The organism is Chryseobacterium sp. FR048 (assembly GCF_056844665.1).
The window spans coordinates 596,418-609,999 of sequence record NZ_JBXDSE010000003.1; the positions used below are offsets into that span (position 1 = coordinate 596,418).

Here is a 13,582-nt window from a genome sequence, read left to right on the forward strand (position 1 = left end):
TTGTATTAATAGATTATAGCCAGTGTACGGTCGTCATGGTTTCCTCTGCTCCAGAAATCAGTCCATACAGACAGTTGTACATCAATATCGGTATCGTTTATAAAATCTACTTTAGCGGAATCATCATTGTTTCCTGCCAGATCATTAAAGAATGTTTTCCAGCTTTCTGTATCTTCCAGTTTGTTTTCTGTGCTAAATTTGGGATCATAAATGCCATCAGTCATCAGCACGAGATAGGAGAAATCATTTACACAGGTAATTCTGAAGCGCGTACTGATCTGATCATTAAAAATTTCTTTCATGGTAATAAAACGGGTACCGCCGCTGAATTCTCCCACATCCATTCTATTCAGAAGCTCTACTTCGGAAAAATCAGGATTGATCAGATTAACCGGACAGTCTCCCACTCCAAAAGTGAGCAGAACATATCCAAAGCTGAATTTTTTAACCAAAGCAAAAATAAGTGTCGCATTCAGGTCATTGAGTACAACAGAATTTTCGGCTGCGGTTTTATCCAATGTTTCATGCGTATATAAAACTCCCTTGTATAGAAGTTTAATCATGTTTTTTCGGGCATCCGAAACGGTCTCCTGAGCATATTCTCCTGTATAAAGAATACTGACATTATTTTCTATTTCATCCAAAACCTCTTTTGAATTGAAAAATTGATTAACCGACACCGTTGCCAGTCTGGAACCTTCTCGCGCCAATGGTGCCGAACCAGCTCCGTCAGACACAGAAATTATACTCCATTCAGCAGGAAGTTCACTGACAGCGAAATCATCTTCCCTGAATTTACCTTCGTGTGCATGAGAGCGGCCTCTTTTGGAAGCTACCACAATTTTTTTATCTGAAAATTTTCCTTTATATGAAGTTGCATCCGGTTTATAAAAAAGATCATTTTCATTAGTCGGAATATTTTTCCACAAATCTTTAGGATCTGCATTTACAAAAAGATCTACTTTTTTGACATCCACATTCTTTTCATCACCGATATGGTAAAACTCAATCTCCAGATGATAGACATTATTGATCGTGGGAGTTCCTGAAATTTTATTCTGATCAAAACTAAGCCCGGCTTCTTCAAGGTTTCCAATCTTCTGAATTCTTATATTGGGGAATTCCTCCATATCAAAACTGAATTCATAGAACTTATTGGAATGGGCATTTTTTAACACCCAATGGGCTTCTTTAAATTCTTCTTTTTCTTTATCAACAACAGATTGATCCATCGTTTTTTTGGGAGCTCCGAAATAAAATGAAGGTATTTTCATAGGCCGTTTATTTATCCCAATGTTCTGTTGATGTCATATCCTTCGCTGGAGAAACCATAATAGTCTGATGTACCGCACCACGGACATCTGTTGTAACCTTCCCCGCCCAAACAGTGGATACCACCGCAAGAACACGTTGCCAGCGCAATAGGATTGGCACAATGAGGACACGAAGTCCCTCCCTGAAGCTCTTCTATAGAAATTTTAAGATTCGTCTTCTGCGAAGAAGAAAGTCTGTAATATGCTTTTTCATCAATTTTATAGGCCCCATCCAATCTGTAATAACGGGTTGACATTCCCGGTATACTGGACTCTGCAAATGTTTTTTTAAATTTCATCAGATACAGCTTCTCTGTTTCTGAACATTTACCGTTCAGCACCACAAAATTGTTATCCGGAAATCTCTGCTCCATTTCAGGGTCTACTTTTTCCAGAATAAGAGAATCAATCTTAGAGAGGTTAATTCCTTCTTTTTTTGCTTCGGTAACACTCTGACTGGTTGTTTTAATGGAATCTGTCACCCATTTGAAAAACTCTTTATAAGAATTTTCATCGGTATTGTTGAACAATAAAACATGATCAGCCAACGATCCCAGAAGTTTGTAATTGGTATTTTCCCCTATGGAAACAGCAATGGTATTGGCTTTTCCGTTGTATTTAGTATTCCATCTTTCAATAGCCTTGGTAGCATCATCCGTTGGAACTCCATCGGTAAACAGAAAGACAATAGGTTTCCAGTCCCCTTTTCTGTCGTACGTTGTTTTCACAATATCCCGGTCTATACAATCCATCACTTTGATTAATCCCTGAGACAAAGATGTACCACTCCCGATCGGAATCTTCGGTGGATAAAAGCTAATAATGTCCTGAAGCGGAGTAATCACTTCAGCTTCTCCGGCAAAACCTACTACAGAAATATAAACCGTCTCGAGTGAATACGGGTCTTTTTTTAATTCTCTGATAATATTGGCAATCCCTTCCTGTACCTGCTCGATAGGATCACCTACCATAGATTCAGAAATATCTACTAAAAAATAAATGGGCAGTCTTCTCATGGTAAAGACGTTTTTTTAAATAATAATATTAAGCTCCGATGGTGGCGGAGGAAGTGTTACATTTTCTCCCGTATTCTGTGAATGTCCCCCTTGGGTAATGGAAGAACTCACCCACCTGAAAAAGGAAGAAAGCGTAATAGCATCTGTCGTATCAAGTTTCACCACATGATCCGTAAGCTCCTTAAGAAACTGTTCGTCAGCTTTTGGCCCTGCAGCACAGCCCACAATAGCTCCAAACTCCAGCCCTCTGATCACAGGGATCATCTGCCTGTATTTCTGAATATCCGAAGGTTTCCCATCCGTAAATATGAAAAGTAACGGCTGCCAGTCTCCTTTGGACTCAGCAGATTCTTTTACCAGATCTCTCTGTACCAATTCCGAAACCATTTCCAATGCAGCTCCTGTATGAGTAGGCCCACTATCCGGACAGGTAATTTCCATCGGATAAAAGCTCGCCAGGTCAATCAGCGGGATGATATTTTTAACTTCTCTATCGAAAGTAATAACACTCAGATGAAGGCTGTCCATTGCCTGCGGATCTGCCCGAAGCATACTGATCAATCCGTTGAAGCCATTGTTCAGCGCCTGGATCGGCTCTCCGTTCATAGAGCCTGAAGTATCTAATAAAAAATAGGCTAATAATCTTCTGGTCATTATAAGACAAGTATTAATTCTGAAGCCGGCGGAGGAAGTCGAAGACTTCCAAGCCGGCTTTTATGATGTTTTTAAAAGAAATATAAATCTAGTTCGAGTAAGCATACTGCTGTCTCAGAATATCTATGAAATTATCGGTATTATGTGGTTCTCCCACAGCACGGAATTTCCAGTCTCCGTTATGACGGTATGCTTCTGCAAAAACCATCGCACACATTCCGTTCATACTTGAATCTCCGGAAAGGCTATACTTGGTAATTTCCTTTCCTGTAGCATCTACCGCACGGATAAACGCATTTTCAATCATCCCGAAATGCTGATTATTGCTTCTTCCCTGATAGATCGTTACCAGAAATACAATCTTCTGGTAGCTTTGATCCAGTTGATCAAGTCTTACAATGATCTGCTCATCATCTCCATCTCCTGCACCGGTTCTGTTATCACCCGTAAGCCACACATTTCCGCTTGGGTGCTGCATAGAATTGAAAAAAACCACATCTCCCTGATAAAGCCCTATCTGTCTTCCATCGTTGGTCTGTACAGTTTTTCCAAGGTTGGCTACTTTTCCGTTACCATCCAAAAGAAAAGCGACTGCATCAAGATCATATTCCGCTTCTTTATTAAATAGCTTTCCAAAGAAACCACCTTGTTTCCTTACATCCCATCCTAAGCCTATCGTTACTTTTGAAAGATCATAAACGCTTTCTCCACGGTCATTCTTTCTTAAATCAATCGTCTGACCTTTCTGTAAATTAATTGCCATAGCTATTATTTTGTGTGTTTGATTATTATTTAATGATTTGTCCTTTATAATATTTTTCAAGGAAGAAGCCTAAGTCAGCTCTGTATCCTATTCCTGAAGCTTCAAATTTCCAGCTTCCGTTTCTTTTATAAAGTCTCCCGAACTCTACACCTGTTTCAATAGAGAAATCCTCATCCAGCTCGTATTTTGCAATTTCCTGGTTTGAATGATTATCTACCACCCTGATGTATGAATTTCTTACCTGTCCAAAGTTCTGTCTTCTTCTTTCAAAATCTTCTATAGTGACTACAAAAAGGATTTCCTCTACTCTTGAATCTACTTTATCAAGATCTATAATGATCGCTTCATCATCGTCTCCATCACTGTTTTTACCATTGGGATCATCTCCAGTATGAGTAAGAGCTCCATCCGGAGAATGAAGGTTATTATAAAAAACAAAATACTCCTCGCTTACTAATTTTCTATCCGCATCGATCATGATTGCAGAAGCATCCAGGTCAAAATCATAGCCTGTTCCTTCATTAGGGTCCCAGCCAAGTCCAATCGTCATTTTCGTCAATCCTATCTCGATCTTTTGCCCTTTCTGTAGATTAATTGCCATAGTGTTTTATATTATGAATTATTTTTTGCATTAAGATAAATGTGATTTACGAATTGACCAAATTTATTTATGAAAAATAATCCATACACTTCAATCAACCCTATTTTTATTCTGAACTTATTTAAAATATCAAACTCTCAATCATAAAATCACGAAAATTTTAAATGTGACCTTCAACCTTCATTAACAGGCAATAAAAAAGGTCCAATTTTTCAATTGAACCCTATATTATATAAAAGACGTTTAAAACTAATCTTTAAAATCATGATCCGAAACAGCAGCATTTCTTGCTTTCGCCAGCATAGGAATAGAAATAAGTCCCATTACAAGCATAATCACAATCTGCAATGGTAAAGAAATAAAGGAATAGGTAAGTCCCATTTCACCTCCCAGCTCAGCGCTTTTCCCTACTGAGATAAAAAGTGCCATAAAGCCAAACTTCATCGCAAGGTTATAGGCCCCAATTCCACCACTGGCAGGAATAATCATCCCCAAAGTTCCCACTACAATAATAAAGAAACCATCTGCAAAAGTAAATCCTGACGTTTCAGGAAGGGCAAAACATACGAGATAAGCTGCAAAATAATATGAAATCCAGATCCCTAATGTATACAGAACAAATTTTCCTTTTTGTTTTAATTTAAAGATAGTAGTCAATCCCTGAAAAATCCCGTCAATAAAATTGACAACCTTTCCCAAAAACGGAATTCCTGAAAGTTTCTTTTTAAATGCAAAAAACAATACCGTTCCTACGATAAGAATTGAAAGGACCAATAAAATTTTATTAGGATTCATACTTATTCCCGAGTTTTTATAGAAAGACAAAATTGCATCATATTTAAACAATAATGTCAGTCCCAAAAACCCCATCATACATACCAGATCAACTACTCTTTCCAGAATAATGGTCCCAAAAGACTTGTCTACAGGTACCTTTTCTACTCCATATAAAGCAGTAGCCCTTGCCAGTTCCCCACTTCTCGGGATGGTAAGATTCATCAGATACCCAAATGATATAGACCAAAGAGAATTGGAGTTTGAAATCCTATGCCCCATCGGTTCCAGCATCAGATTCCATCGGATCGCTCTGAACCAATAGGCAAGAAGACCAAATACAGAGGCAAACAAGACCCAAAGATAATTGGCCTTAGCCAATGATTGCTGAATCACTTTAAAATCGAGCCCCCTAAGAGCCAGCCATAAAAAAAAGCCTGCAAAAGCAAGCGATATTACTATTGTAAGTATTGATTTTAATGGACTTTTTGATGTTTTCTCCATGAACTAGGTAAGCAAATTGGTTTTTTCGTCCGGGAAAACAATCTTCGGCTGAAAGTCTTTGGCTTCTTCAGGGGTCATCTGCGCATAAGCAATAATAATGATAATATCATCTTTCTGTACTTTTCTAGCTGCAGGTCCGTTCAGACATACTTCTCCAGATTTTCTTTTCCCTTTGATAACGTAAGTATCAAAACGCTCTCCGTTGTTCACATTCACGATATAAACCCTTTCTCCCACTACCAATCCGGCAGCTTCAATAAGATCTTCATCTATCGTTATACTTCCTATATAATTAAGATCAGAGGCTGTAACTCTCACCCTGTGGATCTTAGACTTGAAAACTTCTATTAACATGATGCAAATTTATTAATAAAAATTAATAAAACAGACCTTTATCATGATTTAAAAACTCCCACAAACACAGGGGTTTAATTTCACAAAACACAAGGAATATTAATTTTACTTATAAACTTAACAATCATATGCTTAAAAAAATCAATACTTTATACACAATTTAGGATTTAATAAATACAGGAAATAATATTAAGTTTTTGCTAAAGTCAATAAACATAAGCATTTGGCATGATTTTAGTAGCCCGTAACGTAGATTTTTCGTGAAAAACCGAATTATCATATTTTAACTATTTTCACTGAAAAGTAAAAAAATTGTATAAGTTTTAATAAAAAAATTGCACAATTAGAAAATAGTATTATATTTGCTATAATTACGAACTAACTTTAATATTAAAAATTATGAACAAGTCTGAATTAATCGACGCAATCGCAAAAGATGCAGGTATCACTAAAGTTGCAGCAAAAGCTGCTTTAGAATCTTTCATTTCTAACGTAACATCTACTTTAAAGAAAAAAGACGGAAAAGTTTCTTTAGTAGGGTTCGGTACTTTCTCAGTAGCTGAGAGAGCAGCTAGACAAGGGATCAACCCTGCAACTAAAAAACCGATCAAAATCGCTGCTAAAAAAGTTGCTAAATTTAAAGCTGGAGCTGATTTATCAAATGCAGTTTCTGGTGCTAAGAAAAAATAATCATTCAGATTACAAAAATTCAAAGGCTGTTTCTTCGGGAGCAGCTTTTTTTTATCCAATAATGAGAGAAGATTGAACCGTTAAGATATTTTAAGCGGTTCAGAATATTTAAGTTTCGGTTTACGGTCTAATAAAGCGGAAAAATATCCATTCAATAGGAATGGGCTTTAGCCCGTTAAAAAAATAACCACCAATTCCAATGGCTTTAGCCAAAACCTACCCCAATATAAATATTTTGTCATCTCTCTTTTAAAGCGAATAGGTTTTGGCTAAAGCCTTTATCATAGCGCATTATAAAATAAGCGGGCTAAAGCCCGCTCCTATTGATATAAAAATTATATTTCAATTTTATCCTCTCTGAAAGCTCCTACTGATATTTTCAGGGGACGATTCTCTATTAAAAGACATCCACTTCTAACTTCTAACTTCTAACCTCTCATTAAGGAGCCAATCTGGAAATCTTCCAATCCAGGTCCTCCAGCGTGTAGATAATCCGATCATGAAGTCGGTTAGGTCTTCCCTGCCAGAATTCAATTTCATAAGGTCTTGCCAGGTATCCGCCCCAGTTGGAGGGTCTTGGAACTTCCGTGTTCTCATATTCTTTTTCCAGTTCTTTCAGCTTTTCTTCCAGAAACTCTCTATTCGGGATCACTTGACTTTGTGGTGAAACTACAGCTCCCAGCTGGCTTCCTTTCGGTCTTGAGTGAAAATAACCATCACTTAGGTTTTCAGCTACTTTTTCCAGGTTTGCTTTAATGATGATCTGTCTTTCCAGATTAGGCCAGAAAAAATGCAGACAGGCTTTATGGTTGCTTTCTATCGCTTTTCCTTTTCTGCTGCTGTAGTTGGTATAAAAAATAAATCCTTCATGGGTATAGGCTTTCAGAAGTACCATTCTTGTCCTTGGACAGCCATCTTCTTCTACTGTAGAAACCGCCATAGCATTGGCTTCGGAGATCATTGCACTCTCACTTGCCTCCAAAAACCAGTCTCTGAACTGCTCAATTGGATTTTGTTTTATCTCACTTTCAATAAGTTGGGATTTCTCGTACACTTTTCTTTTGTCGTGCAGGTTTTCCATAAATATTTTTTATTAAATTTGAGTATGAATCACTCATACAAAGGTAAAATATTAATCTCGACACCTGACATTTCCGGCGATATTTTTTCCAGATCGGTAGTATTGGTTATTGAACATAATGAAAGCGGTGCATTTGGTTTGATATTGAATAAAAAGAACAGCCAGATGAGTAGTAAATTCAAAGATTTTTTTGATTTCAAAATCGAAGTATATGATGGGGGACCTGTAGAAAACGATAAGGTATTTTTTATCGTAAAAGGTGAAAAGGTCACTGAAATTTATACTGAAATCACTGATGAGTACTATCTTACAGAAGATATTGAACGCATCATCAATGCTGTCTTAAGTAATGATCTGGATATTCACAATATAAAAATATTTTCCGGGTATTCCGGATGGTCACCCAATCAGTTGGATACTGAAGTGCAGAGAAAAATGTGGACGGTAGTGGACGTTTACAATCTCGACTATACACTTCCTAATGATCAGACTCTTTGGAAATCTATCATGCAGAATCTGGGTGGAGAATTTCTTCTTTGGGCCAATTCTCCTGAGGATATTTCATTGAACTAAAACCTATCCCTCTGTATAGCAGGAAGATAATTAACAAACTTTAAGATTTCATTAACCAATTTTAAAGAAAGTTTTCCCGTTCTTTGGAAAAACAAAAACCACTGAAATGAAAGGAATATCATTACTTACTTTATCAGTCTTTTCTGCTGCATTTTTATCATTCACTCCTGTCAACAAAAAATACATTGTCATTGATGCCGGCCACGGTGGAAATGACAAAGGAGCTACGCATGGTCAGTTTACAGAAAAAGAGATTTCTTTAAAGATTGCAAAGGAAATTCAGAAGATCAATGAGAGTCAGGATAAATATGAAGTTATCTTAACGAGAGATACAGATAGCTACCCTACTCTTCCGGAAAGAACGGAACAGATCAATAAGCTGAATCCTGAAATGGTTATATCATTACATGCCAGCACTTCAGCGCAAGAGGAAACTCCTCAAAGCGGGGTTGAAATTTATGCTCAGAATTCTGAAGCATCAAAGGAACTTGCGGGAAAAATTTATAAAAAGTTCAACGCCCATAAAATAAAAGAAGAAAGTAATTACCGAATTCTAAGGGAGACTAAGGCACCTGCGGTATTGGTAGAAATTGGATTCATCAACAATACCAAAGACAGAAATTATATGACCAGTGAGAAAGGTCAAAAAGAAATCGCACAGAAATTCATTGAAATCATCAATGAATATTAAATAATGAAACAATTTCTGATTTAATCAGAATAAAACCCGGTAAAGGACTTTTGGAACTTCGTTGTTTACCGGGTTTGTCAATTTTATTGATCAAAACTTTTTTTCCAGCCTTCCACCAGTTCCAGGAAGCGGGCATTTTCAAAAGTTTTATTTCTTATTTTTCCTACAGAGAAGATTCCCTTTTCTTCAGAGATCATTAAAATTTCTTCTGCTTTCTGTGATTCAAAGGCAATGATTTCATGTTCTTGAATATCAGCGAGATTATTTTTATGTAAAAACGTAACAAAATTTTCCATCAAAGGAGAAATGTAAGCACCTTCGGTCTGTTTCGGAACTTTAATGACATCTCCTTCCAGGAACAGAAGATTACCTGAAGTAGTACGGGCAATTCTTTTATTTGGATTCAGCAGAATGACATCATCAAGATCATTTTCCTGGGCATAAATCCCTCCATAAATATTTTCCGGACAATGCACTCTGATATTACTCAGAAGATTATTATTAACATTGATTTCTTTGATAAGATCCAATTCCTGCGGTCTCTGGTAAACGGCTAATACATCATCCATTTCCGTCACTTCATAAAAGTAAGATACAGAAGATTTAGCCAGGGTTAATCCGTCATTATTCCTAAACACTTGGAAATTGATAATTCCGTTCTGTATTCCCGCACCTTCAATGATTTCTTTCTGAAATAAGGTCTGAAAAAACTCCAGTGTATAACTCAGAGGAATATTCATTCTCATCTTTCTCATGGAAGCCATCAGGAAGAAATAGCATTCTTCATCCATGATCAACCTACCCTTTCTTACAAAGAAAGAAACCTTCACCGAGTCGCCCAAAAGAAAGGCTCTGTTCTTAACATTTAACCCGTCTGATGTAAAATATTGATTTTTCAATTTTTGATGTGATTTATTTACAAAAAAATAATGAACGATAAATCGTTCATCAGTTTTATCATTTAATACAGTCCAACATTATGCCGCACCTAATTTAATTCTGAGGTTTTCAATAAGATTTTCCCAATACATTGCGTTTTCTTCTTCATCTCCATCTTCACAGAAATCTGTAATGTTAAGAGATAAATCTTCTGTAATATCATCTATTACGATAGTCATTTCAAAGAAATTCTTAGTTCCTTCATCTTCTTCCCATCTGAAACGCACGAAACCTTCAGGCTTATATCTGATCAAAGTGGCCTTTTCGGCAGGGCCTCCACCCCAGCTAAAAAAGAAATCATCGCCTTTCTCTGTTACCTCATCCGCAAACCATTCAGACAACCCCTCTGCAGTAGCCAGATATTCATACAAAATCTCTGATAAACAGTGCATTGGAAATTCGTAATGGACTTTATGTTTCGCCATATAATCTTTGTTTTATCGTCCCGCAATATATAAATTAATTTTTTTATTACACAAAAAAGCAATTACTTTTTTATAGAATCTGTATGATATTTATCACAGGTTTCAAATCTGTATTATGTTAAGTCCACTTATCCAAAACTGCCATGTAAAGCATAAAAAAATCTCTCCTTTCGGGAGAGATTTTATATCTAATTTTCGTTCAGTATATCCAGAATAATCTGACATCCTTTTCTGATTTCGTCCAAAGACAATGTAAGCGGTGGAGAAATTCTCAGGTATTCGTTTCTGTACAACTGCCAGAAAACAATAAGTCCTCTTTCCATACATTTTTTAGCAACATCCAGGGTATATTCCGGAGTTCCAAGATTCACGGCAAGCATCAATCCTTTTCCGTTGATATTTTTAATTTTCGGGTGTACCAGAAGCTCTCTGAACAGCTTTTCTTTTTCTTCCACTTCGTTCATCAGGCCGCTGTCCAAAACTTCCTTTAAAGTAGCATAGCTGGCAGCTGCAATCAAAGGATTTCCACCAAAGGTAGTAATGTGTCCCAACTTAGGAGAATGAGCCAAAGTTTCCATTATTTTTCGGGAACTCATAAAAGCTCCTACAGGAACTCCGCCGCCCATTCCTTTCCCCATAACCAAAATATCGGGAACAATGCCGAAATGTTCGAATGAGAACAATTTTCCTGTTCTTCCGAATCCCGGCTGAATTTCATCAAGAATCAAAAGAGCACCTACCTCTTCGCATCTTTTTTTCAGTTTAATCAGATAATCCTGATCAGGAACCAGAAATCCTGCTGCCCCCTGAATGGTTTCCAGAATGACACAAGCTGTTTTTTCTGTTATTTTATCAAAATCCTTTTCATTGTTAAATTCAATGAAAGAAACCATTGGCAATAAAGGGCGAAATTCTCTTTTATGATTTTCGCTTCCTGAAACGCTTAATGCTCCGTGGGTATTTCCGTGGTAAGAATTTTTGAAAGATACAATTTCTTCTCTTCCCGTATATCTTTTGGCAAGCTTCAGACTTCCGTCAATGGCTTCTGCCCCACTGTTGACAAGATATGTCACCTCCAAAGGTTCGGGAGTAGCTTCTGCAAGCAGTTTACATAATGCAACAGGTTTTTCCTGTGCATATTCCCCATATACCATTACATGAAGGTATTTATCCGCCTGCTCTTTGATGGCATTGACAATTTTAGGATGTGAATGTCCCAGCGTATTGGCAGAAACCCCCGCTACAAAATCGAGATATTTCTTTCCATCTGTACCGTAGATATAGTTTCCTTCTGCTTTTTCAACTTCAAAACCTGCGGCAAATTTTGTGGTTTGTGCCTGATATATAAAAAAATCGTTATGCATTTCCATCGTCTCAAAAATTTCAGCAAAGCTATAAAAGATTCATTAAACGCTAAAATTAATCCATAAAAAAGACCAGTACTTGCTGGTCTTTTATATTATTTTCTTACTCTTTTCGGCTTTTTAGCTTCTTCTTTAGCTCTTTCATCATCTATTGCTTTCTGAGCTTTATCGAAGAGTTCGTTATCGGCTGTATACTGTATTTCCTCGTTATTCGGGCTGTCTACCAGAATATCCTGCCATTTCCTGATCCGGTCTTTCGTGTTCCAGTTAAAATCCGGAAACTTCCTTTTTGCCGGTTCTATCATACTCATAGGATAAGTATCTGAAGCAGCCCCGATACTGCATGAAATGATCTGTAAGGTTCTTTCTTCGAACAAAGCTCCTATAATTCCGCAGGAAGAAAGTGTAATTCCTATTCTTTCAGGCTTTTTAGTTTCCTTATCATTATCATCCACATAGGCAATAGCCTGGGCGTTTCCTACAACTCTTACTTCTTTAATGTCGTTCTTTTCATAGTAGACCGTCATGAACTTCCCTTTTACCTGGTTGAATTCATCTTTTAAAGTCAACGAATCTACCTTGCTGATCGCTAAAGCATTTCCGATCACTTTCAGGGAGTCTATATTTTCATTCTTGGTATTAAAATAAGCTTCTACTTTATCTCCGGTCACCTGTTTTTCCCCACTCCAGAGAATCGGTTTGGTGTACATATGCATAATTCCGTCGGTTTCATTGAAGGTAATGGAATCTGCTCTTCCCTGTGCATTGGATTTATAAATTCTGGCTTTTCTATAGGCTCTTAAGAAGCTTTTCTTCACTTTTATATCAAGAGAATCGGGTCTTTGATAAGAGATAATTTTTTCTGCTGCAAAATAGGCGGTGTCTTTTTCCATGATTTTAACAGCATAAGGATTTTTCGTCATCATCGAAGAATCTTTTTTCTCAAAGATCTCTCCATAGCCACCTTTGATATATCTTCTTTCTTTGGGATCATCAAGGGTTACATTTCCTGTTGCTTTGCCAAATCCTGTAATCTGGTTAAAGTACATGTCATCACCGGTAAGAATTTTATCATTATAAAAGATCTTGGAATTCTTATTCAGGAAAGCTTCTTTGGTTTCCATTCTGTAAGTCCCTCTTTCGGTGTAGACTCTGTTTTTAGGATTGGCACGGTTGGTAATGGTTGTAGGCCCAAAAAACTCTGCTACTTTGGTATTCTGATTCTGTTTGATATTAACGCCTTCAATGATATACTGGGCATTGTCTATTTTAACATTCCCAACGAAATCGATCATTTTGGTATTCAGAAAATAGGTTGCAGATTTGGTATACATCACATTTCCCTGGCTGTCGGTAATGGTTCCGCCTGTATTGAAATAAGCCTGGCTTGCAAGCCTGTCGTAATACAGCACATCCGTTTTTATGGTTTGTTTCGGATCGGTAAGAACAACATTCTTTCTGGCCACACCTTTCTGGGTGTTACCATCATACTCCATTTCTCCTGCAGTAATGACAGAGCCATCAGCATTCTGAAGCCTTGTATTGCCTATGGCCTTTACAAAGTTTTCTTCGCTGTATATGATGACTTCATCTGCCGTAAGAACAGAGCCCTGATGTTCGATCTGAACATTCCCGATAAAGTATTGATTCCCGTTATATTTTTCAGGGTTTTTCTTGATCTCATCTGCGTGGATGATCTTTATTTTATCTTCAGGTTTTACCTGTTTGAGCTGAGCCGGTGAAGAAGGCTGCAAATAAGGATCTCTCTTCACGGGGGTTTTATCCTGCGCAAAACCGAGCGCAGAAATCAAGATAAACAGAAAAAGGATTTTTCTCATTA

At 37.2% G+C, this 13,582-nt stretch carries 15 protein-coding genes; 3 read left to right on the forward strand and 12 right to left on the reverse strand.

The window, feature by feature from the left end:
• Positions 1-5 precede the first annotated feature (5 nt).
• The 7 genes from AC106K_RS12110 to panD all read right to left on the reverse strand — a co-directional run bounded on the left by AC106K_RS12110 (position 6) and on the right by panD (position 5,979).
• On the reverse strand, positions 6-1,274 hold the full coding sequence (locus AC106K_RS12110) for a PP2C family serine/threonine-protein phosphatase (RefSeq protein WP_482445596.1): 1,269 nt from the start codon (positions 1,272-1,274) through the stop codon (positions 6-8).
• Between the two features lie 11 nt (positions 1,275-1,285).
• Positions 1,286-2,329, reverse strand: a complete 1,044-nt coding sequence (locus AC106K_RS12115) for a TerY-C metal binding domain-containing protein (protein WP_482445597.1) — start codon at positions 2,327-2,329, stop codon at positions 1,286-1,288.
• A gap of 15 nt (positions 2,330-2,344) precedes the next feature.
• Entirely contained in the window at positions 2,345-2,983 is a 639-nt protein-coding gene (locus tag AC106K_RS12120; protein WP_482445599.1) for a vWA domain-containing protein, read from the reverse strand.
• 88 nt (positions 2,984-3,071) lie between these two features.
• Positions 3,072-3,746, reverse strand: coding sequence for a TerD family protein (locus AC106K_RS12125; protein WP_482445601.1), 675 nt, complete (start codon positions 3,744-3,746; stop codon positions 3,072-3,074).
• A 25-nt stretch (positions 3,747-3,771) separates the two neighbouring features.
• A complete protein-coding gene (locus AC106K_RS12130) occupies positions 3,772-4,347 on the reverse strand; it encodes a TerD family protein (protein ID WP_047097390.1) in 576 nt (191 codons plus the stop codon).
• A 249-nt stretch (positions 4,348-4,596) separates the two neighbouring features.
• Positions 4,597-5,625, reverse strand: a complete 1,029-nt coding sequence (locus AC106K_RS12135) for a lysylphosphatidylglycerol synthase transmembrane domain-containing protein (RefSeq protein WP_482445603.1) — start codon at positions 5,623-5,625, stop codon at positions 4,597-4,599.
• A gap of 3 nt (positions 5,626-5,628) precedes the next feature.
• Positions 5,629-5,979 (reverse strand): aspartate 1-decarboxylase, encoded by a 351-nt coding sequence (gene panD / locus AC106K_RS12140; protein ID WP_002976902.1) that lies wholly within the window; start codon positions 5,977-5,979, stop codon positions 5,629-5,631.
• 399 nt (positions 5,980-6,378) lie between these two features.
• Between panD and AC106K_RS12145 the strand changes: the two genes are divergently transcribed.
• Positions 6,379-6,669 (forward strand): HU family DNA-binding protein, encoded by a 291-nt coding sequence (locus tag AC106K_RS12145; RefSeq protein WP_047097388.1) that lies wholly within the window; start codon positions 6,379-6,381, stop codon positions 6,667-6,669.
• Positions 6,670-7,108: 439 nt separating this feature from the next.
• Here AC106K_RS12145 and pdxH read toward each other — a convergent pair whose 3' ends face one another.
• Positions 7,109-7,750: a pyridoxamine 5'-phosphate oxidase gene (gene pdxH, locus AC106K_RS12150; protein ID WP_482445605.1), complete on the reverse strand. Its 642-nt coding sequence runs from the start codon at positions 7,748-7,750 to the stop codon at positions 7,109-7,111.
• A gap of 24 nt (positions 7,751-7,774) precedes the next feature.
• Here pdxH and AC106K_RS12155 point away from each other — a divergent pair, with 24 nt between their 5' ends.
• Together AC106K_RS12155 and AC106K_RS12160 are read left to right on the forward strand one after the other, a co-directional pair.
• Positions 7,775-8,323, forward strand: a complete 549-nt coding sequence (locus AC106K_RS12155) for a YqgE/AlgH family protein (protein WP_047097386.1) — start codon at positions 7,775-7,777, stop codon at positions 8,321-8,323.
• Positions 8,324-8,429: 106 nt separating this feature from the next.
• The gene (locus AC106K_RS12160; RefSeq protein ID WP_047097385.1) at positions 8,430-9,014 is read left to right on the forward strand and encodes an N-acetylmuramoyl-L-alanine amidase; all 585 of its coding nucleotides are present in this window, start codon (positions 8,430-8,432) and stop codon (positions 9,012-9,014) included.
• An 83-nt stretch (positions 9,015-9,097) separates the two neighbouring features.
• Here AC106K_RS12160 and AC106K_RS12165 read toward each other — a convergent pair whose 3' ends face one another.
• The 4 genes from AC106K_RS12165 to AC106K_RS12180 all read right to left on the reverse strand — a co-directional run bounded on the left by AC106K_RS12165 (position 9,098) and on the right by AC106K_RS12180 (position 13,580).
• Positions 9,098-9,913: an aminotransferase class IV gene (locus tag AC106K_RS12165; RefSeq protein WP_482445607.1), complete on the reverse strand. Its 816-nt coding sequence runs from the start codon at positions 9,911-9,913 to the stop codon at positions 9,098-9,100.
• Positions 9,914-9,991: 78 nt separating this feature from the next.
• On the reverse strand, positions 9,992-10,378 hold the full coding sequence (locus AC106K_RS12170; protein ID WP_047097383.1) for an START-like domain-containing protein: 387 nt from the start codon (positions 10,376-10,378) through the stop codon (positions 9,992-9,994).
• Positions 10,379-10,566: 188 nt separating this feature from the next.
• Entirely contained in the window at positions 10,567-11,742 is a 1,176-nt protein-coding gene (locus tag AC106K_RS12175) for an aspartate aminotransferase family protein (RefSeq protein ID WP_482445730.1), read from the reverse strand.
• Between the two features lie 95 nt (positions 11,743-11,837).
• Complete coding sequence (locus tag AC106K_RS12180; protein WP_482445609.1) at positions 11,838-13,580, reverse strand: OstA-like protein; 1,743 nt, start codon at positions 13,578-13,580, stop codon at positions 11,838-11,840.
• Between the last annotated feature and the right edge of the window lie 2 nt (positions 13,581-13,582).